22 protein-coding genes are annotated in these 23,654 nt (G+C 70.3%); 6 read left to right on the plus strand and 16 right to left on the minus strand.

Annotated elements, in window-relative coordinates; translation table 11 throughout:
• Positions 1 to 30: 30 nt before the first annotated feature.
• Both glpK and ISP_RS04690 read right to left on the minus strand, forming a co-directional pair.
• Positions 31 to 1,545: a glycerol kinase GlpK gene (gene glpK / locus ISP_RS04685; protein ID WP_013222837.1), complete on the minus strand. Its 1,515-nt coding sequence runs from the start codon at positions 1,543 to 1,545 to the stop codon at positions 31 to 33.
• Between the two features lie 34 nt (positions 1,546 to 1,579).
• The gene (locus tag ISP_RS04690; RefSeq protein ID WP_176742072.1) at positions 1,580 to 2,329 is read right to left on the minus strand and encodes an MIP/aquaporin family protein; all 750 of its coding nucleotides are present in this window, start codon (positions 2,327 to 2,329) and stop codon (positions 1,580 to 1,582) included.
• Between the two features lie 259 nt (positions 2,330 to 2,588).
• Between ISP_RS04690 and ISP_RS04695 the strand changes: the two genes are divergently transcribed.
• Complete coding sequence (locus tag ISP_RS04695; RefSeq protein WP_013222839.1) at positions 2,589 to 4,322, plus strand: glycerol-3-phosphate dehydrogenase/oxidase; 1,734 nt, start codon at positions 2,589 to 2,591, stop codon at positions 4,320 to 4,322.
• Positions 4,323 to 4,357: 35 nt separating this feature from the next.
• Here the strand turns inward: ISP_RS04695 and ISP_RS04700 are convergent, their stop codons facing one another.
• Entirely contained in the window at positions 4,358 to 4,945 is a 588-nt protein-coding gene (locus ISP_RS04700) for a TetR family transcriptional regulator (RefSeq protein WP_013222840.1), read from the minus strand.
• A gap of 119 nt (positions 4,946 to 5,064) precedes the next feature.
• Between ISP_RS04700 and ISP_RS04705 the strand changes: the two genes are divergently transcribed.
• Positions 5,065 to 5,958, plus strand: coding sequence for an SDR family oxidoreductase (locus ISP_RS04705; RefSeq protein ID WP_013222841.1), 894 nt, complete (start codon positions 5,065 to 5,067; stop codon positions 5,956 to 5,958).
• A gap of 47 nt (positions 5,959 to 6,005) precedes the next feature.
• Here the strand turns inward: ISP_RS04705 and ISP_RS04710 are convergent, their stop codons facing one another.
• From ISP_RS04710 to ISP_RS04735, 6 genes are all read right to left on the minus strand, one after another.
• Positions 6,006 to 6,536, minus strand: coding sequence for a GNAT family N-acetyltransferase (locus tag ISP_RS04710; protein WP_013222842.1), 531 nt, complete (start codon positions 6,534 to 6,536; stop codon positions 6,006 to 6,008).
• A 59-nt stretch (positions 6,537 to 6,595) separates the two neighbouring features.
• Entirely contained in the window at positions 6,596 to 7,621 is a 1,026-nt protein-coding gene (locus ISP_RS04715) for a hypothetical protein (protein ID WP_230468709.1), read from the minus strand.
• A 76-nt stretch (positions 7,622 to 7,697) separates the two neighbouring features.
• Complete coding sequence (locus ISP_RS04720) at positions 7,698 to 8,093, minus strand: DUF1707 SHOCT-like domain-containing protein (protein ID WP_013222844.1); 396 nt, start codon at positions 8,091 to 8,093, stop codon at positions 7,698 to 7,700.
• Between the two features lie 7 nt (positions 8,094 to 8,100).
• Positions 8,101 to 8,637 carry a DUF1707 SHOCT-like domain-containing protein gene (locus ISP_RS04725; protein WP_013222845.1) on the minus strand — a complete coding sequence of 179 codons (537 nt, stop codon included), beginning with the start codon at positions 8,635 to 8,637 and terminating at the stop codon, positions 8,101 to 8,103.
• Between the two features lie 58 nt (positions 8,638 to 8,695).
• The gene (locus ISP_RS04730) at positions 8,696 to 10,495 is read right to left on the minus strand and encodes an acetyl/propionyl/methylcrotonyl-CoA carboxylase subunit alpha (RefSeq protein ID WP_013222846.1); all 1,800 of its coding nucleotides are present in this window, start codon (positions 10,493 to 10,495) and stop codon (positions 8,696 to 8,698) included.
• A 106-nt stretch (positions 10,496 to 10,601) separates the two neighbouring features.
• Positions 10,602 to 10,877, minus strand: a complete 276-nt coding sequence (locus tag ISP_RS04735) for an SAV_915 family protein (protein WP_014466613.1) — start codon at positions 10,875 to 10,877, stop codon at positions 10,602 to 10,604.
• Between the two features lie 179 nt (positions 10,878 to 11,056).
• On the opposite strand from ISP_RS04735, the gene ISP_RS04740 reads away from it, so the two are divergent.
• Positions 11,057 to 11,779, plus strand: coding sequence for a hypothetical protein (locus ISP_RS04740; RefSeq protein WP_013222848.1), 723 nt, complete (start codon positions 11,057 to 11,059; stop codon positions 11,777 to 11,779).
• A gap of 97 nt (positions 11,780 to 11,876) precedes the next feature.
• Here the strand turns inward: ISP_RS04740 and ISP_RS04745 are convergent, their stop codons facing one another.
• The gene (locus ISP_RS04745) at positions 11,877 to 13,229 is read right to left on the minus strand and encodes a dicarboxylate/amino acid:cation symporter (protein ID WP_034286026.1); all 1,353 of its coding nucleotides are present in this window, start codon (positions 13,227 to 13,229) and stop codon (positions 11,877 to 11,879) included.
• Between the two features lie 100 nt (positions 13,230 to 13,329).
• Positions 13,330 to 13,959: a Maf family protein gene (locus tag ISP_RS04750; protein ID WP_013222850.1), complete on the minus strand. Its 630-nt coding sequence runs from the start codon at positions 13,957 to 13,959 to the stop codon at positions 13,330 to 13,332.
• 118 nt (positions 13,960 to 14,077) lie between these two features.
• Here ISP_RS04750 and ISP_RS04755 point away from each other — a divergent pair, with 118 nt between their 5' ends.
• The gene (locus tag ISP_RS04755; RefSeq protein WP_013222851.1) at positions 14,078 to 15,931 is read left to right on the plus strand and encodes a glycoside hydrolase family 3 protein; all 1,854 of its coding nucleotides are present in this window, start codon (positions 14,078 to 14,080) and stop codon (positions 15,929 to 15,931) included.
• Between the two features lie 72 nt (positions 15,932 to 16,003).
• Here ISP_RS04755 and ISP_RS04760 read toward each other — a convergent pair whose 3' ends face one another.
• The 3 genes from ISP_RS04760 to ISP_RS04770 form a co-directional block, all read right to left on the minus strand.
• On the minus strand, positions 16,004 to 17,617 hold the full coding sequence (locus ISP_RS04760) for a DHA2 family efflux MFS transporter permease subunit (protein ID WP_071831451.1): 1,614 nt from the start codon (positions 17,615 to 17,617) through the stop codon (positions 16,004 to 16,006).
• The gene (locus tag ISP_RS04765; protein WP_013222853.1) at positions 17,598 to 18,224 is read right to left on the minus strand and encodes a PadR family transcriptional regulator; all 627 of its coding nucleotides are present in this window, start codon (positions 18,222 to 18,224) and stop codon (positions 17,598 to 17,600) included. Before ISP_RS04765 ends, ISP_RS04760 begins: the two co-directional genes overlap by 20 nt.
• 138 nt (positions 18,225 to 18,362) lie before the next feature.
• A complete protein-coding gene (locus ISP_RS04770) occupies positions 18,363 to 19,943 on the minus strand; it encodes a TROVE domain-containing protein (RefSeq protein ID WP_013222854.1) in 1,581 nt (526 codons plus the stop codon).
• Between the two features lie 468 nt (positions 19,944 to 20,411).
• Between ISP_RS04770 and ISP_RS04775 the strand changes: the two genes are divergently transcribed.
• The gene (locus ISP_RS04775; protein WP_013222855.1) at positions 20,412 to 21,305 is read left to right on the plus strand and encodes an LLM class flavin-dependent oxidoreductase; all 894 of its coding nucleotides are present in this window, start codon (positions 20,412 to 20,414) and stop codon (positions 21,303 to 21,305) included.
• A 9-nt stretch (positions 21,306 to 21,314) separates the two neighbouring features.
• A complete protein-coding gene (locus tag ISP_RS04780) occupies positions 21,315 to 21,773 on the plus strand; it encodes a MarR family winged helix-turn-helix transcriptional regulator (protein WP_013222856.1) in 459 nt (152 codons plus the stop codon).
• Here the strand turns inward: ISP_RS04780 and ISP_RS04785 are convergent.
• Together ISP_RS04785 and ISP_RS04790 are read right to left on the minus strand one after the other, a co-directional pair.
• Complete coding sequence (locus ISP_RS04785; protein WP_013222857.1) at positions 21,764 to 21,988, minus strand: acyl-CoA carboxylase subunit epsilon; 225 nt, start codon at positions 21,986 to 21,988, stop codon at positions 21,764 to 21,766. The genes ISP_RS04780 and ISP_RS04785 overlap by 10 nt on opposite strands.
• Positions 21,985 to 23,622 (minus strand): acyl-CoA carboxylase subunit beta, encoded by a 1,638-nt coding sequence (locus tag ISP_RS04790; protein ID WP_013222858.1) that lies wholly within the window; start codon positions 23,620 to 23,622, stop codon positions 21,985 to 21,987. The genes ISP_RS04785 and ISP_RS04790 overlap by 4 nt, the downstream gene beginning before the upstream one ends.
• Between the last annotated feature and the right edge of the window lie 32 nt (positions 23,623 to 23,654).

Raw genomic sequence — 23,654 nt, forward strand, 5'->3', positions numbered from 1 at the left:
CCACGAGGCGGCACCCCCGGCCCTCGCCGGTCAGTCCTCTTCGGAGACCCAGTCGAAGGTCTTGGTGACGGCCTTCTTCCAGTTGCGGTACTCGCGCTCGCGGCGGGCGTCGTCCATCCCCGGGTCCCACTGCTTGTCCTGGGCCCAGTTGGTGCGGATGTCGTCCTCGGACTTCCAGAACCCGACGGCGAGGCCGGCGGCGTACGCGGCACCCAGCGCGGTGGTCTCGTTGACCACCGGGCGGATCACCGGCACGCCGAGGATGTCGGCCTGGAACTGCATGAGCAGCTCGTTGACGACCATGCCGCCGTCGACCTTGAGCGACTTCAGCGGGACTCCGGAGTCGGCGTTCATGGCGTCGATGACCTCGCGCGACTGGAAGGCGGTCGCCTCCAGCACCGCGCGGGCGAGGTGGCCCTTGTTGACGAACCGGGTGAGCCCGACGATCGCGCCGCGAGCGTCGGATCGCCAGTAAGGAGCGAACAGGCCCGAGAACGCCGGGACGAAGTACGCGCCGCCGTTGTCCTCGACGCTGCGCGCGTGCTCCTCGATCTCGGCCGCGGTCGCGATCATGCCGAGGTTGTCGCGCAGCCACTGCACCAGCGAACCGGTGACGGCGATGGAGCCTTCCAGCGCGTAGATCGTGTCGTTCGAGCCGATCTTGTAGCAGACCGTGGTGAGCAGCCCGTTCTGCGACATCACCTTTTCGGTACCGGTGTTGAGCAGCATGAAGTTGCCGGTGCCGTAGGTGTTCTTGGCCTCGCCGGGCGAGAGGCAGGCCTGGCCGAACGTCGCGGCCTGCTGGTCGCCCAGGATGCCCGCGATCGGGACGCCGGCCAGCGCGCCCTTCTCGCGGACCTTGCCGTACTCCTCGGACGAGGAGCGGATCTCCGGCAGCATCGAAAGGGGGATGCCCATCTCGCCGGCGATCCCGTCGTCCCACTGCAGGGTGTCGAGATCCATCAGCATGGTGCGGGAGGCGTTGGTCGGGTCGGTGACGTGCACGCCGCCGTCGGTGCCGCCGGTCATGTTCCACAGCACCCAGGTGTCCATGTTGCCGAAGATCAAGTCACCGGCCTCGGCCTTCTCGCGCGCGCCCTCGACGTTGTCCAGGATCCACTTGATCTTGGGTCCGGAGAAGTAGGTCGCGAGCGGGAGGCCGACCTTGTCGCGGTAGCGCTCCTGGCCGCCGCCGAGGTTGCCGAGCTCGGTGACGATCTTGTCGGTGCGGGTGTCCTGCCAGACGATCGCGTTGTACACCGGCCGGCCGGTCGTCTTGTCCCAGACGAGCGCGGTTTCGCGCTGGTTGGTGATGCCGACGGCGGCGATGTCCTTGGCGGTGAGGTCGGCCTTGGCCAGCGCGCCCGCGGCGACCCGGCGGGTGTTCTCCCAGATCTCTTCCGCGTTGTGCTCGACCCAGCCGGCGCGGGGGAAGATCTGCTCGTGCTCGCGCTGGTCGACCGAGACGACCCGGCCCTCGTGGTTGAAGATCATGCACCGCGTGGAAGTCGTGCCCTGGTCGATCGCGGCTACGTACGAAGTCATGTGTGCTCCCGGAAATCGGCGTCGGAGGAGGCGATCAGGTCAGGTTGTGGACGACGAGGTAGAGCAGGGCGGCGAGGGCGCCGCCGGCCAGCGGGCCGACGACGGGGATCCACGAGTAGCCCCAGTTGGCGTTCGCCTTGTTGCGGATCGGCATCAGGAACGCGTACGCGATCCGGGGGCCGAGGTCACGCGCCGGGTTGATGGCGTACCCCGTCGGGCCACCGAGGGAGGTGCCGATCACGAGGACGACGAAGGAGACACCCGCGTAGCCCAGCGCGGAGTTGCCGAAGTTCGGCGTCCCGCCGTCACCGGCGGCGTAGGTCGGGCTGAGCAGGATCCACGCGACCAGGACGAAGGTGCCGATGATCTCGGTGACGAGGTTCCACACGGTGTTCGGGATCTGCGGGCCGGTGGAGAAGATGCCGAGGGTGTTCTCGGGCTCGGGGTGGTCGTCGAACTGCAGCTTGTAGGTGGCCCAGCAGAGCATGGCGCCGATGATGGCGCCGGCGAACTGGCCGATGAAGTAGAACGGGACGTTGGCCCATGGGGTCTTGTCGGCGATGGCGAGGCCCAGCGTCACCGCCGGGTTGAGGTGCGCGCCGCTGGGCGCGGCGATGCTGGCGCCGGTGAAGACGGCGAACGCCCAGCCGAAGTTGATGAAGAGCATGCCGCCGTTGTTGCCGTTGGTTTTCCGGAGGACGTGGTTCGCGACCACACCGTTGCCGAGCAGGATCAGGGCCGCCGTACCCAGTAGTTCCCAGACGATTATTGCCCCTGCACTCACCGCTGCACCTCCACACTGGACACTCTGCGCAGGGTCGATCACGGCGTGCCACGGCACCGTTGCCGACCCACGTCCGCGCGACGTTACCGGGGCGTAGAAGCTACTTCCAAGCACCTGGAAGGCGAATCTTTTCAAGATCGTGGTGAAGTGCCCGGTCAAGATCGCGGAGGGTTACGCCACAAGTGTCATCCGTGGACGGGCGGATGATCACCGGGTCGTGCGATGCTGGAAGCCTCGCCGGCACGAGGAGGACTGTCACGTGGCGCAGCACGCAGCGGAGACGAACCCGGCTCGACTGGGTCCGGTCAAGCGGGAAGAGACTTGGCAGCGGCTCGGCAAGGAGACGTTCGACCTCGTCGTCATCGGCGGCGGCGTGGTCGGGGCGGGCACGGCGCTGGACGCCGCGACGCGCGGCCTGCGGGTCGCGCTCGTCGAGGCCCGCGACCTCGCGTCCGGGACGTCGAGCCGGTCGAGCAAGCTCTTCCACGGCGGCCTGCGGTACCTGGAGCAGCTCGAGTTCGGGCTGGTCAGGGAGGCGCTGCGCGAGCGTGAGCTGATGCTGACGACCATCGCGCCCCACCTGGTGAAGCCGGTCAGCTTCCTGTACCCGCTGACGCACCGCGTGTGGGAACGCCCGTACACCGCGGCGGGCCTGCTGATGTACGACACGATGGGCGGCGCCCGCAGCGTCCCGGGGCAGAAGCACCTGACCCGCGCGGGCGCGCTGCGGATGGTGCCGGCGCTCAAGCGGTCGGCGCTGATCGGCGGGATCCGCTACTACGACGCGCAGTCCGACGACGCCCGCCACACGATGACGGTGGCGCGGACCGCGGCGCACTACGGCGCGGTCGTGCGGACGTCGACCCAGGTCGTCGGGTTCCTGCGCGAAGCCGACCGGGTGTCGGGCGTGCGCGTGCGCGACGTCGAGGACGGCCGCGAAACGGAGATCTCGGCGGCCGCGGTGATCAACTGCACCGGCGTCTGGACCGACGAGCTGCAGCGCCTGTCGGGTGGCCGCGGCCGGTTCCGGGTGCGCGCGAGCAAGGGCGTGCACATCGTCGTCCCGCGCGACCGGATCGTCTCGGAGTCGGGGATGATCCTGCGCACCGAGAAGTCGGTGCTGTTCGTCATCCCGTGGCGCAACCACTGGATCGTCGGGACGACGGACACCGACTGGGAGCTCGACCTGGCCCACCCGGCGGCGACGAAGCACGACATCGACTACATCCTCGAGCACGTCAACACGGTCCTGGCGACCCCGCTGACCCACGACGACATCGAAGGCGTGTACGCGGGCCTTCGCCCGCTGCTGGCGGGGGAGAGCGAAGAGACGTCGAAGCTGTCGCGCGAGCACGCGGTGGCGAGGGTGGCCCCGGGCCTGGTGGCGATCGCGGGCGGCAAGTACACGACGTACCGGGTGATGGCGGCGGACGCCGTCGACGCGGCGGCGGTGGACCTGCCGGGCCGGTCCCAGCCCTCGATCACGGACAAGGTCCCCCTGCTGGGTGCGGACGGCTACCACGCGCTGGTCAACCAGGCCGACCACTTGGCGGCGGAACACGGTCTGCACCCCTACCGGGTGAGGCACCTCCTGGACCGCTACGGCTCACTGGTCCACGAGGTCCTGGCCTCGGCGGAGGGCCGCCCGGAGCTGCTGAAGCCGATCGAGCACGCCCCGGACTACCTGGGCGTCGAAGTGGTGTACGCGGCTTCACACGAAGGGGCGCTGCACCTTGAGGACGTCCTGGCCCGCCGGACGCGCATCTCGATCGAGTACGCGCACCGGGGAGTGGACTGCGCCGAGCAGGTGGCCGCCCTGGTGGGCGAAGTCCTGGGCTGGTCGCCCGAAACGGTGAAGCACGAGATCGAGGTCTACCGGGCCCGGGTGGAGGCGGAGCGCGAGTCCCAGTCCCAGCCGAGCGACGAGGCGGCGGACGCGTTGCGGTCAGCGGCCCCGGAGGCCCGCGCGGGCATCGTGGAGCCGGTGAGCTGAGGTCCTGCGCGAGTTGATCCCGTGGGAGAACCCCGTCAGCGCGGGAGCTTCGCCGACGCCGTAGCGGTCAAGCTCAGCAGTTCGCGCAGCACCTCCGCGGCGATGTCGGCGAACGACCGCTGCTCGTCCTCGCGGATCCACTGGGTGAACGCGATCGCGAACACGGTGGCGCCCGACTCCGCGGCCAGGGTCGCGGTCATGTCCTCGACGCCTCGCCGGCGCAGGGCGTCGGCGACCGTGGTGGCGATGCTGGCGAGCTTGTGCCGCTCGCGTTCCTGCAGTGCCGGGTTCTGGTCGATGATCGATTGCCGGAGCCGGGAGTGGGCGCGGCGCTCGGCCGGGAAGAAGGTCGTCGCGGAGTGCAGCGCGGAGGCGGCGATCTCCATCGGGGACGCGTCCGGTGGCGCCGCGTCGACCCCGGCGAGGAACGCGTCCACCAGCAGCTGCTGCCCGTGGAAGAGGACCTCGCGCTTGTCGCTGAAGTGGCGGAAGAAGGTGCGTTCGGTCAGGCCGACGGACTCGGCGATCTCCATCGCGGTCGTCTGCTCGAAACCGCGCGTGGCGAACAGCTCGAGAGCGGCTTTCTGAAGCCGCTCGGCAGCTCCCGGTTCCCAGCGCACCATGCGATCGAGTGTAGTGATGACAGCGGCTGACTTGAAGAGTACGGTGATGTCTGTGGCTGACGTCAGTCGCAGACATCACCCGCTTCGCCTCGTCGCGGAGCCGTCGGAGGAGATCACTCATGCACGTGTTCGTCACCGGAGCATCCGGCTGGATCGGCTCGGCCGTCGTCGCCGACCTGCTCGGCGCGGGCCACGAAGTCACCGGACTGGCCAGGTCCGACGCGTCCGCCGCCGCGGTGGCGGCGAAGGGCGCCCACGTTCGCCGCGGTGACCTGGACGACCTGGACGGCCTCCGCGCCGGCGCCAAGGACGCCGACGCCGTCATCCACCTCGCGAACAAGCACGACTTCGCCAACCCGGCCATCTCGAACGCGGCCGAGCGCGCCGCCGTCCAGACCATCGGCGACACGCTCGTGGGCACCGGCCGCCCGTTCCTGCTCGCCTCCGGCATCGCTGCCCTCGTCCAGGGCCGGCCCGCGACCGAGGACGACGCGTCCCCGTTCCACGGCGCCGGCTCGCCGCGCGGCGGGAGCGAGAACCTCGCGCTCGAGTTCGTCGACCAGGGGGTGCGCAGCGTGAGCCTGCGCTTCGCGCCGAGCGTCCACGGCACCGGCGACCACGGGTTCATCGCCGTTCTCGCCGCGATCGCCCGCGAAAAGGGCGTCTCCGGCTACCCCGGCGACGGCACCAACCGCTGGGCCGCCGTGCACCGCACCGACGCCGCCCGGATGGTCACCCTCGGCCTCGAACAGGCGCCGGCGGGCACCCGCCTGCACGCCGTCGCCGAAGAAGGCGTGCCGACCCGCGAAATCGCGCAGGCGATCGGCCGCGCGTTCGACCTGCCCGTCGCCTCGATCCCCGCCGACGACGTCCCGGCCCACTTCGGCTGGATCGGCGCGTTTTTCGGCATGGACCTCGCCGCGACCAGCACGGCGACGCAGAAGCTGCTCGGCTGGACGCCGGGCGGGCCGACTCTCCTCGACGACCTCGCCGCCGGGGCGTACTCGGCGTAGGCGCCGGAACCCGGAGGCCGGCACGGTGGGCAGCCGGCCGGCCGGGGTCAGGACGTTCGGTGCCAGCGGATCAGGCGCTCGCCCGTCGGAGCCAGGTCCGCCTCCGGGCCCACGAGCGTGAACCCGCAGCGCTGCGCCACGATCGCCGACGCCGCGTTGCTCTCCTCGTACCGGTAACTCACCTCGGTCAGCCCCAAGCCGCCGAAACCGAATCGAAGAGCCGCGTTCAACGCCGTCGTCGCGATGCCCTTGCCGCGCTCCGTGGGGTGGACCCAGACCGTCGCCTCCGCGTACGACGCGTCCAGGTTCAGCTCGCGCAGCCCCACTTCGCCCAGGAGCCTGCCCGAGGTCGGCTCCGCGATCGCCCAGGAACAGCGCTCGTCTCCCGCCCACTGGGCCGCCCGCAGGGCCACGTACTCCGTGGCCTCGTCCAGCGTGCGCAACCGGTAGTTCAAGACGTACTTGCGGTGCGTCGGGTCGGCGAACGCTTCCATCAGCAACGGGCGGTCGTCGATGTGCCGGTCGGCACGCAGCTGACGCAGGTAGTACGTGCCCGCGTTGATCTCCACCGGTTCCACTCCACCCAGCCTAGCCAGGCCGGGAGCACGCCGCCCCCGGCCTGGCGATCAAGGCAGGCTCACGGGGTGAAGCGCCAGATCACCGGCACTCCGCCCTCGTCGAGCGGGCCGTTCGACGCCCACCCCGCGAACACTCCGTCGTCGGTGACGTGGCCTGCTGCGTAGCCCGTGTACGTGCCCGGCTGCTTCAGCTCGCCGGCCTGGGTCGTTCCGCGCCACGCCGTCGGCTTGCCGTACAACGAACCCGGGAACGGGGCCGCGCCGACCGTCAGGCCGCGCACGTTCAGGTCGCCCGCGTAGTCGCCGCCGGTCAGCGCGACCGGTGTCTCCGGCGTCGTCCAGCGGATCGCCTGCGACGCGTTTCCGTTCGACGCGAACCCGACCACGACGCCGTTGCGGATCGCCGATCCGTGCGGGTACGAGAAGCCCGGGATGTCGGCCAGCGGCCTGCTCACTCCGTCCTTCAAGACGATGTCGCGGTCGAACCCGCCGAACAGGATCGCGCCGTCGTCGTCGATGTCGGTCACGGAGTCCGCGCCTGCCGGGTAGGCCAGGACCGTGGGGGCAGCCGCCCCAGCGGGCCAGACGGCCGGCACGTACGTCGCCGGGGTACCGGTGGGCAGGGTGCCCAGTGCGTCGCCGCGCCGGTTGACCGCACGGAGCCCGAAGTCGCCATAGCCCGGCGGGGGCGCCCACAGGTGGAAGCCGGTGGCGTCGAGGGTGAAGGTCCGGTTGACGTCGGTGTCGTAGTCGAGCGCCTCGCCGTAGATCCGCCCCGCTCTGTCCTCCCCGGCGACCCTCGCCCACTCGAAGCCCGCCGGCGTCCCGCGCAGCACCGGCTTGCCGTCGCGCCAGCTCACCACCTGCAGCTTGTCGCCTACGATGAACGACCCCGCGTACTCGCCGTGGCCGTCCGAGGCGTTCAGAAATCCGCGCCCCGCCGGGTCGGCTCCAGCGGGCAACGGCAGCAGCGTCGGCTGCCAGCCCAGTCGGCCCGTCGCGGCCTGCGCCGGCCCCGCTGCCAAAGCCGCGACGGCGATCGCCACGGTGGCGAGCACCCCCGATCGCGCCCATGTCCTGTTCATGGATTCCTCCCTTTCCCCAACCTGCGTGAGCAACCACGTCGGAACGCGGGAGCGGGTTGCCCGGCGAAAGGAGTAATCAAGAACGGCGACGGCGGGCCCCGGCGATCATCGCGACGACCAGCGGCAGCGCGACCGAAATGATCAGCAGCCGCCCGCGGGAAAGGATCAGCACCGCGAGCGCGAGGACGATCGCGATCGGCACCGCGCCCGCGGTCAGGAAGCGGACCAGCGCGCTGTCGTCCGAGGACGCCACCGGCACCCGGGGCGCAGAGGCGCCGTTGAGCAGCGCGCTCGGGCGAGGCGACGGGAGGTCGTCGAACAGCGGGACGAGCTCGCTGACCCGCTTGGCCGCGGTCACCTTCGCCGTGCGGGTCCCGTACTCGTCGATGTCCAGGCGCCCGGTGCGGACGTGCTCCTCGAGGACGTCCAGGGCGTCCTGGCGTTCGGCGTCGCTCAACCGCATGTCGCCCACGGCGGGATCAGCGGTCCAGCCCGCGCCGGCGATCGCGGTAGGAGTCGCGCAGCTCGCGCCGCCGGTCCCGGTCGCGCAGGTGCCGGTCGCGGCGGTCGTGGTTCGGGTTCCAATCGTGGCCCCACATGGACTTGCCGAAGACGGTGAGCCCGATCGGCACGAAGATGACCGGCCACAGGGCCCCGCTGACGGCGGCGATCAGCGCGATCGCGGCGATCCAGGTCAACGGCACGATCGCGGCGACGAACCGCTGCGGTGGCGACCACTGGTCGGGCGTCCGCGGGTGCGCCGGCACGGGTGCGGCGGCGGGCTCGGGAGCGGCGACGGCCTGGGGAACGCCGTCGTACTTCGGGTGCGGGGCCGGCAGGTCTTCGAAGATCTCGCCGAGCTCGCCGCGGGTCTTGGCCGCGGTGATCCGGGCGGAGCGCTCGCCGTACTCGTCGATGTCGATCCGCCCCGCGGTCATGTGCTCACCGAGCGCGGACAGCGCGGACTCGCGGTTCTGGTCGCTGATCCGCAGCTGCGGAGACGGGACTTCGGTCACGGTGTCGATGGTAGGCCGCCCCGGGGGCGGCCCACCACGACATCTGTAACGAACTGCGCTACTTGATCTCGAGAAGCTGCGTGCCCTGCGTCACGGCGGCGCCGACCTCGACCGAAAGCCCGGTGACGGTGCCCGCTTTGTGTGCGGTGACCGGGTTTTCCATCTTCATCGCCTCGAGGACGACGATCAGCTCACCGGCTTCCACCGTCTGGCCCTCTTCGACGGCCACCTTCACGATCGTGCCCTGCATCGGCGCCGTGACGGCGTCGCCGCTCACCGCGGCCTTGGTGCCGCCGGCGCGCTTGCGGGGCTTCGCCTTGACAGTGACCCCGCCACCGCGACCGCCGCCACCTTCGAGCGCGAACCCGCCCGGCAGCGACACCTCGAGCCGCCGGCCGCCGACCTCGACCACGACGTTCTGCCGCGGCTCTTCCTCGGTGGCCTCGATGTCGGGCGCCACGAACGGCTCGATCTTGTTGTCGAACTCCGTCTCGATCCAGCGCGTGTGCACGCTGAAGCCGTTCTCGTCGCCGATGAACGCCGGGTCGTCGACGATCACGCGGTCGAACGGCAGCACCGTGGCCATGCCTTCGACGACCATCTCGGCCAGGGCGCGGCGGCTGCGTTCGAGGGCGTTGTTCCGGTCCGAGCCGGTGACGATCAGCTTGGCCAGCATCGAGTCGAACTGCCCGCCGATGACGCTGCCGGATTCGACGCCGGAGTCGACGCGCACGCCCGGGCCGCTCGGCGCGACGAACTTCGTCACCGTGCCCGGCGCGGGCAGGAAGCCGCGGCCGGCGTCCTCGCCGTTGATGCGGAACTCGATCGAGTGGCCGCGCGGCTCGGGATCCTCGGTGATCCGCAGCTTCTCGCCACGGGCGATCCGGAACATCTCCCGGACGAGGTCGAGACCGGTCGTCTCTTCCGACACCGGGTGCTCGACCTGCAGCCGCGTGTTGACCTCGAGGAAGGAGATCGTGCCGTCGGTGGCGACGAGGTACTCGACCGTGCCGGCGCCGTAGTAGCCGGCTTCCTTGCAGATCGCCTTCGCGGACTCGTGGATGCGCTTGCGCTGCTCGTCGTTCAGGAACGGCGCGGGCGCCTCTTCGACGAGCTTCTGGTGCCGTCGCTGCAGCGAGCAGTCGCGGGTGCCGACGACGATCGCGGTGCCGTGCATGTCCGCCAGCACCTGCGCCTCGACGTGGCGCGGCTTGTCCAGGTAGCGCTCGACGAAGCACTCGCCGCGGCCGAACGCGGCGACCGCCTCGCGCGTGGCCGACTCGAACAGCTCGGGGATCTCTTCGCGGGTGCGCGCGACCTTGAGGCCGCGGCCACCACCGCCGAACGCGGCCTTGATGGCCACCGGCAGCCCGTGCTCGTCGGCGAACGCGACGATTTCGGAGGCGTCCTTGACCGGCTCCTTGGTGCCCGGCACCAGCGGCGCGCCCGCGCGCATGGCGATGTGGCGGGCGGTGACCTTGTCGCCGAGGTCGCGGATGGCCTGCGGGCTCGGCCCGATCCAGGTCAGCCCGGCGTCGAGGACGGCTTGGGCGAAGTCCGCATTCTCGGAGAGGAAGCCGTAACCCGGGTGCACCGAGTCGGCGCCCGAGCGCTTGGCGGCGTCCAGGAGCTTGTCGAAGTTCAGGTAGCTTTCGGCCGCCGTCGTGCCGCCCAGCGCGAAGGCTTCGTCGGCCAGCCGGACGTGTGGCGCGTCGCGATCCGGGTCGGCGTACACCGCGACACTGGCCAGGCCAGCGTCCTTCGCGGCTCTGATGACGCGTACCGCGATTTCGCCACGGTTGGCGACCAGGATCTTGGTCACCGGACCACCCGTGGTTTCGCCGACCTGCTCGGCCACCCCGCACCTCCTGCGTCCGACAGCTGCATTGCTGACCGCCCACGCGGCATCAGGGAAGTCTACGGATATGACGTCGGGAGTCTCTTGAGTGAGAGGTGAACCACGCTCAGACGTGGTGGCGCAGCTCCTCGGGCAGCGGCGAATCGAGCACGATCACGTCGTACGGGTTCGCCGCGTGGACCTTCGCCAGGTGCTCGGTGTTCACCAGCGCCCACGGCTGGTGCTCCCCGCAGCAGTCGATCAGCCGGTCCAGCGCGGTGAAGGCGACCAGCGCGGTGCGGCCGTCGGGCGTGCGGCGCAGCTCGATCGACGCGCCTTCGGTCTCGGCGCCGGCCGGCCCGGTCGGCAGGTAGAGGGCGGGAGGCAGGTTCGGGTTCGTCACCCGGACAACATAGACGGACACGGTCCGCTACTCACGACCCGTCGGGCACTCACGCTTTGGGAGGTTCGTGCGGGCGGAGCCCCCGGGCGGGGTACGGGCGTTGCACCGCCGGGGGATTCAGTCACATCGCGACGGGGCGCTTCCGACACCTGGTCGCGAAGCGGCTTACGCTCTGTCTTATGCGGACTACGGCAGCGCGGACGCCCCGGTCGGCGCTGCTCACCGCGGTGCTGGCCGCGGTGGTGACCGTCGGCGCGATCGGCGCGGTCTTCCTGCTGCGGCCGCGGCCCGAGGCGGCCCCCGGGCTGGCCGAACCCGCCGCCACGCCGGTGAAACCCGTGGTGACCTGCGGCGGCGACCCGTGCCGCCAGCTCGCGGCGGTGACGGTCGGGGGCACGCCGGTGGTGCTGCTGACCGACACGGCAGGCGGTTCGGCCCGCCTGCGCGTCGGGCCCGAGCCGGGCACGGTGTTCGAGCTGTCGATCGCGCAGCTGAACGTGCGGCTGGACCAGAACTCCCTGCGCTGCATCGACGGCCCGGCCCCGGCGTGCCTGGTCCGCGGCGACGTCGGCGACGGCGGGACGGCCGCGTACGGCGAGCTGCTGGTCGGCAGCGGGGGAGTGTGGCGCGACCCGGGCAAGCCGTTCTACGCGGACGCCGGGACGCTGTCGCTCTACGACGTCACGGCCGACGCCAGCCCCGACGTGATCGTGGTCCGCCATGACTGCCCGGACGCCGCTTCCGGCACCCCGAAGTGCACGACGGCGCCGGTGCTCGGCGAGGTGTACGACCTGGCGGGCCGGTCGGTGGGCTGCACGCGGCGGGTGACGTCGCCGTCGGACCTGCGCGGCTGGCCGGACATCCGGCTCACCCGCGCCGACCTCCGCACCTGCCCATCCTGAGTCTCGAACGCCCCAATGTGGCCTTGGTTGCGTTGAACGCACCGAAGGCCACATTGGGTGCGTTGAACGCACCGAAGGCCACATTGGGGCGCTCGGGTCAGGCGGGGGCGGGTTCCGTGTGCCGGGCCGTCGAGCCGTCGTCGGTGTGCAGCGGGTTGTCGGTCGGGGCGTTGAGGACCTCGTCGTCGAGGAGGCCTTCGCTGCGGGCCACGATCGTCGGCACCACGATCTGGCCGGCCACGTTCGTCGCCGTCCGCATCATGTCCATGATCGGGTTGACCGAGTAGATCAGCGCCAAGCCCAGCGCCACCTGCTTGGCGTCGAGGCCGATGAACGACGTCGTCAGGGTGAAGGCCGTCAGCCAGCCCGTGGTCCCGGCGGTCGCCAGTGCGCCGACCACGGCGACCACGACGATGCCCACGTACTGCCAGAAGTTCAGCGACACCCCGGCCAGGTTGGCGACGAAGATCGCCGCGATCGCCGGGAACACCGCCGCGCAGCCGTCCATCTTCGTCGCGCTGCCCAGCGGAGTCGCGAAAGCCGCGTACGCCGGCTGGACGCCGAGGTTCACCGCGGACTGGCGGGTCAGTGGCAGCGTCGCGGCCGAGGACTGCGAAGCGAAGGCGAACTGGATCGCCGTGCCCGCCTTCGCGAAGAACTTCAGCGGGCTGACCTTCGCCACGAACTGCAGCAGGATCGGGTAGACGACGAACAGCACGAGCAGGCAGCCCACGTACACCGCGAGCGTGGTGGAGAACAGCGGCCGGAACAGCGCGTCGCCGTAGTTGGACACCGCCGCGCCGATCAGGCCGATGATGCCGATCGGGGCGAGCCGGACGATCCAGCCGAGGTAGCGCTGGATGATCTCGAACACGCTCGTCGTGAAGTCCACGAACGGCTTCGCCTTGTCACCCAGGCTGTAGGCGGCGGCGCCGATGACCAGCGCGAGGAACAGCACCTGCAGCGTCTCGCCGTCGGAGAACGCTTTCACGAAGTTCTCCGGCAGCAGGCCCTTGACGAAGGCGTCCCACGAGCCCCAGTGGTCGACGCTCTTCGCGGCTTTGTCGGCGTTCTTGGCCGTGGCCGCGACGCCGCCGAGCCCGCCGGCGCCGGGGTTGAAGATCCGGCCGATCGCGATGCCGATCAGCGACGCGATGAACGACGTGATCGCGAACCACAGCACCGTCTTGCCGCCGAGGCGCGCGGCGGTGCGGCCGCCGCCGAGGCCGCGGAGGCTGTTGATGCCGACCACGATCGCCGTGAAGACCAGCGGGATCACCGCGATCTGCAGCAGCGTGGTGAAGATGGTGCCGATCTGGTCGAGGAGATCGGTCAGCCAGCCGGCCTCGGTCTGCCGTGCGACGACGCCGAGCAGGGCGCCGACGACGAGCGAGCCGAGAACCGCGGCCGCGAACACCCGCGGCTTGGTGTATGTCCGTACAAAAGACACGGGGCGACTCCGGTGCTCGAAAGTTTCTTGTCTTGCCTCGTGAAGAGAACGTTAGGCAAGGGAGGACTCTTCCGGATCACCCGTTCGTGTGGCGCCCTTCTCAGGATGCGGGAGGCCGCCAGAGATCCACGACACTCACGCCGACCTCGGCCAGCAGCCGGCGCGTCAGCGGCAGGCTGATCCCGATGACGCTGGTGTGGCCGCCGTCGAGTCCTTCGACGAACCAGCCGCCCAGGCCGTCGATCGTGAAGCCGCCGGCGACGTTGAGCGGCTCCCCGCTGGCGACGTAGGCGTCGATCTCCGCCGGGCTCGGCGTGCCGAACCGGACGGTGGTCGACTCCCAGCCCGCGGTCTCCTTCGTGCGCGTCCCGCCCTCGAGCCGGACGACCGCGTGGCCGGTGAGGAGTTCACCGGATGTTCCCGCCATCGCGGCCCAGCGGCGGCGGGCGATGTCCGGCGACCCCGGCTTGCCGACCATCTGCCCGCCGATGTTCAGCATCGAGTCGCAGGCGACCACGACGGCGTCCGGATGGGCGGCGGCGACCTGGTCGAGAACCGCCTCGGCCTTGGCTGCGGCGAGGGCCGTGACCAGCTCGGACGGCGACGGATCGGGCAGGGAAGCGGCGACCGCGTCCTCGTCGACGCCGGAGACGAACACGGCGGGATCGAGGCCCGCGGAACGCAGGAGGGCGAGGCGGGCGGGGGACTGGGAGGCGAGGACGAACTGCACGACTGAAACTTACTTGACCAGGCGGTCGTGACCGAATTGTGACCGTCGTCACCCTGGAGGAGAGCTAGTTTGTTGTGGCTCGCAACTTATAGATCGACGGATCGTCACGGAGAGAACAATGCCGCTCCTCCGCACCACGAGATCGCTGCGAACCGCTGTCCTGGCCGGCCTGCTCCTTTCGGGCACCGCCCTCGTCCCGGCGGCCTCCGCCGCCACGACGCCGCTCTACCGGAACCCGCATGCTCCGGTTTCCCAGCGCGTCAAGGATCTGATGGCCCGGATGACCCTGGACGACAAGGTCGGGCAGATGACCGAGGGCGAGCGCGGAGCCGCGACCCCCGCCCAGTCCGCCGCCGCCCGCCTCGGCTCCATCCTCTCCGGCGGCGGTTCGACGCCGACACCGAACACGCCCGCCGCGTGGGCGGACATGATCGACGCCTACCAGAAGGCGGCGACGTCGACCGGCCTCGGCATCCCGATCATCTACGGCGCCGACACCGTGCACGGCCACAACAACGTCTACGGCGCCACGGTCTTCCCGCACAACATCGGCCTGGGGGCCGCGAACGACCCGCAGCTGGTCGAGAAGATCGGCGCGATCACCGCCGACGAGGCCGCCGCCACCGGCGTCAAGTGGGGCTTCTCGCCCTGCCTGTGCGTCGCCCGCGACGACCGCTGGGGCCGCACGTACGAGTCCTTCGGCGAAATCCCCCGCAACGCCGTCGAGAACTCCGTGATCATCGAGGGCCTGCAGGGCCGCTCGCTCGAAGCCCCGACGTCGATCATGGCCACCGCCAAGCACTTCATCGGCGACGGCGGCACCACCGGCGGCGTCGACCAGGGCAACACCCAGATCAGCCTGGACGAGCTGCGGCGCATCCACCTGCCGCCGTTCCAGGCCGCGGTGAACCACGGCGTCGGCTCGGTGATGATCAGCTTCAACAGCTGGAACGGCGTCAAGGACCACGGCAACAAGTTCCTCATCACCGACCTGCTCAAGGGCGAACTGCACTTCTCCGGCTACGTGATCTCCGACTGGAACGGCATCGACCAGATCGACGGCCAGGAAGGCTTCACCCCGGCCGAGGTCAGCCAGTCCGTCAACGCGGGGATCGACATGGTCATGGTCCCCAACGACTACCTGAAGTTCGTCAGCACGCTCAAGGCCGAAGTCCTCAACGGACACGTCCCGATGTCCCGCATCGACGACGCCAACCGGCGGATCCTCACCAAGAAGTTCGAGCTCGGCTTGTTCGAGCACCCCTACACCGACCGCTCGCTGCAGAAGGACTTCGGCAGCGCGGCACACCACGCCGTGGCGCGGCAGGCGGTGCGCGAATCGCAGGTGCTGCTGAAGAACGACGGCGTGCTGCCGCTGGCGAAGCAGGACAACAAGATTTTCGTGGCCGGGAAGAACGCCGACGACATGGGCAACCAGGCGGGTGGCTGGACGCTGACCTGGCAGGGCCAGAGCGGCGCGCGGGTCATCCCGGGCACGACGATCCTCGACGGCATCAAGGCCGATGCCGGGAAGGGCACGGTGGTCACCTATGACCGTGCGGGTGGTGGAATCGACTCCAGCTACAAGGTCGCGGTCGCCGTGGTGGGCGAAACGCCGTACGCCGAAGGGCGGGGAGACCGGCCGGACGGACTCGGCCTCGACGCCGAGGACCTCGCCCTCATCGCCAAGCTGAAGGCTTCGGGCGTGCCCACGGTCCTGGTGACCGTCTCCGGACGGCCGCTGGACATCGCGGCGCAGCTGCCGTCGGTCAAGGGACTGGTGGCGGCCTGGCTGCCGGGCTCGGAAGGCGCCGGCGTCGCGGACGTGCTCTACGGCGACTACAACCCGACCGGGAAGCTGAGCTTCACCTGGCCGAAGAGCTCTTCTCAAGAACCGATCAACGCCGGTGACGGCAAGCAGGGCCTGTTCCCGTACGGGTACGGCCTGTCCTACCGCCGTCACCACCACTAGGCCACCGCTCCCGCGGTCCGTGCAGGCCCCCGATCCGGTCCCGACAACCGGATCCGGGGGCCTGCGCGGGTTTCAGGCCGCGGCCGTTTCGGGCGCCGGCGCCGGGGCCTCCCAGCGCGGCTTGACCCGCTGCATCACCGCCGCCGAGATCACCCCGAGCAGGAGCACGCCCATCGGCAGCAGCATCGTCACCCGGGCCGCGTCGGTCAGTCCACTGTGGACCGCCTCGGTCGCCAGCTTCCCGGCCTGCGCGGCGATCTCCGCGGGCAGCCCCGGCATCGGCGACGGGCCGCCGGCCGAGCCGAACTCCCCGGTGCTCGCCGCCGCGTGCGCGATCCCTTCGGCGAACGGCGCCCGGTACTGCGCCGGCAGCTGCGAAGCCGCCTTCGTGGCCTCGTCCGCGATGGACGCGCTGATCCGTGCCTGCAGCAGCACGCCGATCGCCGCGCTGCCGAGCACGCCACCCACCTGCCGCGCGGTGTTGAAGATGCCGGACGCGGTCCCGGCGAGCCGCGGCTCGACCGAGCCCATCGTCAGGTTGCTCATCGGCGAGAAGATGCAGCCGATGCCGAGCCCGCACACCAGCAGCGCCGGCACGAACGTCCACGCGTTGCTGTCCGGCGTCGCCTGCAGAGCGATGATCCCGAGCCCGGCCGCGAGCGCCGCCAGGCCGAACATCACCAGGTACTTGCCGTTGACCTTGTCCGACGCGCGCCCGACGAACGGCGCGACGATCCCGGACAGCAGCGACATCGGCGCGGTGAGCAGCCCGCCCATGGTCGGGCTCAGCCCGAGCACCGACTGGATGTAGATGACCAGCGGCAGGAACATGCCGGTCATCGCGAAGCCGACGGTCGCCGCGGTGAGCGTCCCGGCCGAGAAGTTCCGGTTCGAGAACACCTGCAGCGGCAGCAGTGGCTCCCGTTGGTTGAAGCGCTGCCACACCACGAACGCGATCAGCAGCACCACACCGGCGGCGATGATCTCGAAGACGGTGATCCCGCCGAAGACCGTGCCCCAGTCGTACTGCTGGCCGTTCTGCACCCCGAACACGATGCACAGCAGCGCGGCACTCGAGAGCACGATCCCCAGCAGGTCGAACGAGTGCGAGTGCTTCGGCTGCCAGTCCGGCACCAGGACGAGGGTGAGCACGACGGCGATCACACCGATCGGCACGTTGACGAAGAAGATCCACTCCCAGCCGAAGTGGTCGACCAGCACCCCGCCGAGCAGCGGGCCCGCGATCGTCGCCAGCCCGGCGACGCCACCCCACATGCCCATCGCCGGGCCGCGCTTGGCCGGCGGGAACAGGTGCGTGATGAACGCCAGCGTCTGCGGCGTCATCAGCGCGGCGCCCAGACCCTGCACGGCCCGCGCGGCGATGAGCATCTCGACGTTGCCGGACAGGCCGCACCACAGCGACGCGCCGGTGAACACGAGCAGGCCGGCGAGGAACACGCGCTTCGGGCCGAAGCGGTCACCGAGCCGGCTGGTGAACAGCATCGGCACGGCGTAGGTGAGCAGGTAGACGCTGATCACCCAGACGATCGAGTTCAGCCCGGCGCCCAGCTCGCGCAGCATGGTCGGGATCGCGATCGACACGATCGTCGTGTCGAGCAGGATCATGAAGAAGCCGAGGCACAGCGCGCCCAGCGCGGCCCACGGGTTAGCTTGTCTTGCGTTCATCGTCGTCTTCCCTGGTGATGAGCGTGAGCTTGGGTTGTCCGTCGTCCTGGAACGGGATCCGTCCGGACCGCAGGTCGTCGTGGAGCCGCTCGGTCCACCCGAGCTCGAACTTCCGGTGGTCGCACTGGTAGCGCCAGTCCAGCCAGTAGATCGGCGGCGTCCCGTCTTCGGTCAGCCGCTGCAGCACCGCCTCGTCGGCGGCGACCGCGGCGCGCAGCCGCAAGATGCGGTGTTCGAGCTCGGCGAGCGAGCCTTCCTTCCCCAGTTCGTCGATCACGGCGAGCCCGGAGAGGAAGGCGGGGAACTCCACGGCGAGGTCACCGAGCAGTTCGCGGCCGCGCTGGTTGAACTCGTCCAGCCCGGTCTGCGTCATGCCGTAGACGGTCCGTTCGGGCCGTCGGCCGTCACGCTGCGTGTCGACGATCTCGATGAAACCGCCGCGGTGCAGGCGTTCCACGGTGTGGTAGAGCGAGCCCGCCTTCACGTTGACCCGCGTGTGGACGTACCGCTCGCGCATGAGCTGGGTCATCTCGTACGGGTGCATGGGCTTCTCGTGGAGCAGCTCCAGCACGGCGATGCCGAGTGGCGTCAGCTTGGCCGCGGCCATGACGTGATCCCTCCATGTCGGTTATTCCACGTGGACTATACGACCTGGATTAGTGCGCGGTCCACGGTCATTCCTGTGACGGTCCGTACACAGCGTGAAGGCCCCCATGATCTCGTCATGGGGGCCTTCACGGCGTCTTCAGAACGGCCAATCGGCCTTCTTGCCTCGCTCGAGCAGCGGGATCATCCGGAAGCCCTGGTCGGTCAGGCCGCCGAACGTGTGCCGGTGCCCGCTGCCGGACGGCGCGTGGCCGGCCCGGTAGCCCGCGAGGTTCCAGGTGTACAGCGGCACGTGCGCGGGCAGCGCGTGCCCGACGTCGCCGTGCGCGGCCTGCTCGTCGGTGAGGATCACGACGCGGTCGTGCTTCGCGAAGTGCTTCTTCACCGCCCCCGCCGTGTCGGTGCCGCCGCCGAGGAAGAAGCCGCCGGACTTCCACCGCTCGACGTCGCTCAGCAGTGACCCGCCCCGGCGGAGCTTGAACACCTTGGTGCCCCGGCCCCAGTAGCCGTCCGAGAACGAGACGACGTCGGCCTGCGCGCAGCGCCGGGCGAGCGCCAGGCCGAAGACCGCGGCCGCGTCCCAGCGCAACAGGCTGCCGTCCTTGCCGAAGCGGTCGTTCATCGACGCCGACGTGTCGACGAGGACCAGCGTCCGCCCGGCCAGCTCCGGCACGTTCGCCAGCGCGTGCGCGATCGCCTGCTCCAGCGCCCACGCCCACCGCAGCGACGGCGCCGCGCGGTAGGCCGACAGGAACCGCATGGGCAGCTGCCGCGACTTCGCGACCTGCGCCGGATCGGCGAGCCGCTCGGCGACCTGCCGGGCGACGGTGTCCGAGACGCCGGCCTCGTCGAAATTGCGAAGGTTCCGCAACTGAGCCATGAAGCTCATCGACGGGATCAGCGCCTCCCAGACGCGCGCGTCCAGGGGACCCTGCAGCCACCCGGCGACCGACTCCCACGTCATGCCCGCCGCGCGCAGCACGTCCGCCGCGTCAGGCCGGGTGAACAGTTCGCGTCGCCGGCCGACGTCCCAGCTCATGAGCTCGGCGCGGGCCCGCAGCGTCTTCAGGACCTCCGGGATCGCGTTGCCACGGCTGTGCCGCTCGTCGAGGATGTGCCCGAACAGGGCGCCCTGGGCGTCGTCGCGCTTCACCGGGTGGGTCAGCTCGAGGACGTCGGCGAACCGGAACGCTCGCGCGGCGGAATCCCACTTGGCGAAGGACCGCTCGTCGTAGAGCTTCGCCGCCGCGTCGGCGACGCCGCGCTTGACCGGCTTCGGCACGGCCCGGCCGTGCACGGAAGTCCAGTACGCGAGCAGCTCGCCGGGCTCGTCGGCCCGCTGCAGCACGTCGGCGACGACCTGACGGCTCAGCCCGTCGAGACCGGCGTCCCGCCGCGCCTTGGCGAACTCGGCCGCACCGACGAGCGACGCCGTCCGCAGGTTCGCGTCCGTCCGCAGCCAGCGCAGGAATCGGGCGGTCCACTCCGGATCGTCCAGTGTGGACTGACGGACGAGCTCGGCGAAGCGCGTGTCGCGCGTGTCCGCGGACTCGTAGAAGGCGTGCTCGCCGACCATGTTGGTGACGGCGAGCAGGAACAGTTCGGACTTGCTGTCGCGTGCGTAGCCGGCGCCACCCTCGTGCGTGACGGTGGACGGCGTGGCCTCGCCGCGGACCGGAGAGGTCGCGGTGGGTGCTCGTGCGGTGTTGAACTTGCTCATTTCTTCCCCCTCTTGCGGAGGGAGCCACGGCCACAGCGATGCCCGAGATCGAATTCGGTGAAGGTACATAGCTGTTCTGCCACTGAACTACCGGACCGTGTGGTCCGGGAGGGATTCGAACCCCCGACCTGCCCACTGAGCGGAAGTAACCCTCGCCTGCGCACCGGGCATCGCTGTGGCCGTGGCTCCCGAGATCGGTGACGCACCGGGAACGCGGATGAAGTCGGTGCCCGAGGTCTCGGTCGGCGAAGGTGTCGACCGGCCACCGTGAAGCGGCCGGTTTTGGATTCGAACCAAGGGATTCCGGAAGTAACCTTCCCCGTCGCACCGGGCGGAACCCAAGGTAGCAAGCGATCGCCCGCGGCTCGACTGGTTTTCCGGTGGGCCGGGCCGGCGGCGTCGGTCGACTTAGTTCGTACTAGGAACTACCTATGATATGTTCGTAGTACGAACTAACTGGGAGGAATCATGGCGCACTTCGGTATCGGCGTGTCCACAGCGGTCACCGCCGTCCCCGACACCCTGAAGCTGGCCGTCCAGGCCGACCGTGGCGGGCTCGACCTCATCACCGTCTCCGATCACCCCTACTACCCCGACCGGCTCGACGCGTACGCCGAACTCGGTGTCCTACTGGGCAAGACCGAACGGGTCTCCGGCCTGGTCAGCGTCACCAACCTGCCCACCCGGCCCGCGGCGATGCTCGCCCGCACCATCACGAGCCTGTCCGCCCTGACCGGCGGCCGGATCGTGCTCGGCATGGGCGTCGGCGGGCTGTGGGACGACATCGCGCGGCTCGGCTTCACCAAACTGACGCCCGGGCAGGCCGTGCGCGCCTTCGAAGAGGGCATCCGGCTCGTGAAGCTACTGGGCGGGGGCGGTGATCCGGTCAGCTTCGACGGCGAGTTCTACCAGGTCACCGAGCTCGTGCCGGCGGAAGAGACGATGCCGCCGGTGTGGACCGGGTCAGTGGGGCCGAAGTCGCTCGCCGTCACCGGACGCGTCGCCGATGGGTGGATGCCCGGGCGCGCCGCCGACTGGCTCAGCGAGCGCTACCGCACCTCGCGTCCGGTGATCGACGAGGCCGCCGTGGCCGCCGGCCGGGACCCCGGCGAGATCGCCACCGTGTACAACTTTCCCGGGCGCATCACCGCGGAGCCGCTCGCGCAGACCCGCGCCGAGGACGGCCGCTGGATCGGCGGCTCGTCCGCGCAGTGGGTCGAGGAGCTGACCGGTGCGGTGCTGGAGCACGGCGCCGCCGGGTTCGTGCTCTTCGGGCCGGATCGCAGCACGCCCGACGAGGTCGCCGCCGCGCGGTGGGCCGGGGAGATCGTGCCCGCCGTGCGCGAGGCCGTCGCGAAGTAGGCTGACCGGATGGGGAAGAGCGGGGCGGACCTCGGTGTGGTGGCCGGGCTCGTGCGGGCGTCGTTCCTGGTGAACGCCGTCTACGCCGAGTCCGCCCGCGAATACGGGCTCACCGTGCAGCAGGGGCAGCTGCTGTGCGTGCTGATGGCCCGGCCGTACGGCATGGGCGACCTGGGCGCCACGCTCGGCCTCGAAAAATCCAGCCTCACCGGCCTGGTCGACCGCGCGGTCCGGCGCGGGCTCGTCCGCCGCGAACCCGACCCGGACGACCGCCGGGCCGTGCACGTCGTCCTGACCGGGGAAGGCCACGAGCTCGCGGAGGACTTCTACGCGGCGACGTGCCGCCGCGTCGACGAGCTGGCCGCGGGCCTGAGCACGCCGGACCGCGACCGGCTCGCGGCGCTGCTGGGGACGGTCGTGCGGGAAAACCAAGCCCCGACGGTCTTCCTCGACGCCCTTCAGCCCTGAGGCAGACCCGAAGCGCGCCAAGCACCTTCGCCGGGGTGAAGCGGCCGACGCAGCGAAGCAGCGTGATCGCCCCACCACGACGTACGCGGCTTCGGCTTCTCCGGCGCCTTCGCGGCCGACGCCGCGGCGACGACCGCCGTCAGCGCCGCCAGCTCGGCGTCGCTCGGGTTTCCGCGGACCACCCGCAGCAGGGGACGGCTCTCTTCCTCGCTCACAGCGGGATGTTCCCGTGCTTCTTGGGCGGCAGCGACTCGCGCTTGTTCCGCAGCAGCGACAGCGCCCGCGCGACGTGGCCGCGGGTGTGCGCCGGCACGATCACCGAGTCGACGTACCCCCGCTCCGCCGCCGCGTACGGGTTCAGCAGCGTGTCCTCGTACTCCTGGATCAGCTCGGCGCGCAGCGCGTCGACGTCCCGGCCCTCGTTGTCCGCGTTCGCCAGGGTCTTGCGGTGCACGATGTTCGCCGCGCCCTGGGCCCCCATCACCGCGACCTGCGCGGTCGGCCACGCCAGGTTGATGTCCGCGCCGAGGTGCTTCGACCCCATGACGTCGTACGCGCCGCCGTAGGCCTTGCGCGTGATGACCGTGACCAGGGGGACGGTGGCCTCCGCGTAGGCGTAGATCAGCTTCGCGCCGCGGCGGATGATGCCGTTCCACTCCTGGTCGGTGCCCGGGAGGAAGCCCGGGACGTCGACGAAGGTGAGCACTGGGATGTTGAACGCGTCGCAGGTGCGGACGAACCGCGCGGCCTTCTCGGACGCGTCGATGTCGAGGCAGCCGGCGAACTGCGTCGGCTGGTTCGCCACCACGCCGACGCTCTGGCCGTCGACGCGGCCGAAGCCGACGATGATGTTCGGCGCGAACAGCTCGTGGACCTCGAGGAACTCGCCGTCGTCGACGACGCGGTTGATCACCTCGTGCATGTCGTACGGGGTGTTCGGCGAGTCCGGGATGATCGTGTCGAGCTCGCGGTCGGCGTCGGTGACGTCCTCGAAGAAGCCGGCCGGGCTGTCCGACGGTTCGAACACCGGCGCGTCGGAGAGGTTGTTCTGCGGCAGGTAGGAGAGCAGTTCCTTGACGTAGGCGATCGCGTCCTCGTCGTCGGAGCCCAGGTAGTGCGCGACGCCGGACTTCGTGTTGTGGGTGCGGCCGCCGCCGAGCTCCTCGAAGGTGACGTCCTCGCCGGTGACCGTCTTGACGACGTCCGGGCCGGTGATGAACATCTGCGACGTCTCGTCGACCATCACGACGAAGTCGGTCAGCGCGGGGGAGTAGACGTGCCCGCCCGCGTTCGCGCCCATGATCAGCGAGATCTGCGGGATGACGCCGGAGGCCTGCACGTTGCGGCGGAAGATCTCGCCGTAGAGGCCGAGCGAGACGACGCCCTCCTGGATGCGCGCGCCGCCGCCCTCGTTGATGCCGATGATCGGGCGGCCGGTCTTGATCGCCAGGTCCATCACCTTGACGATCTTCTCGCCGTAGACCTCGCCGAGGCTGCCGCCGAAGACGGTGACGTCCTGGCTGAACACGCACACGGGCCGGCCGTCGACCGTGCCGTAGCCGGTGACGACGCCGTCGCCGTAGGGGCGGTTCTTCTCCTGGCCGAAGTTGGTCGAGCGGTGCCGGGCCAGTTCGTCGAGCTCGACGAACGAGTTCTCGTCGAGCAGCAGCTCGATCCGCTCGCGCGCGGTCTTCTTGCCCTTGGCGTGCTGCTTCTCCACCGCACGGGCCGAGCCGGCGTGCACCGCCTCGTCGTACCGGCGGTAGAGGTCGGCCAGCTTGCCGGCCGTGGTGTGGATGTCCGGTTCATCCTCGGGCGGCGTCCCGAGCGGCTCCGTCGCACTGCTCATGCCACGGGAGCTTAACTACTTGTCGGTCACTT

Origin of the sequence: Amycolatopsis mediterranei, from assembly GCF_026017845.1 — a bacterium.
In the GTDB taxonomy this organism is placed as follows: domain Bacteria; phylum Actinomycetota; class Actinomycetes; order Mycobacteriales; family Pseudonocardiaceae; genus Amycolatopsis; species Amycolatopsis mediterranei.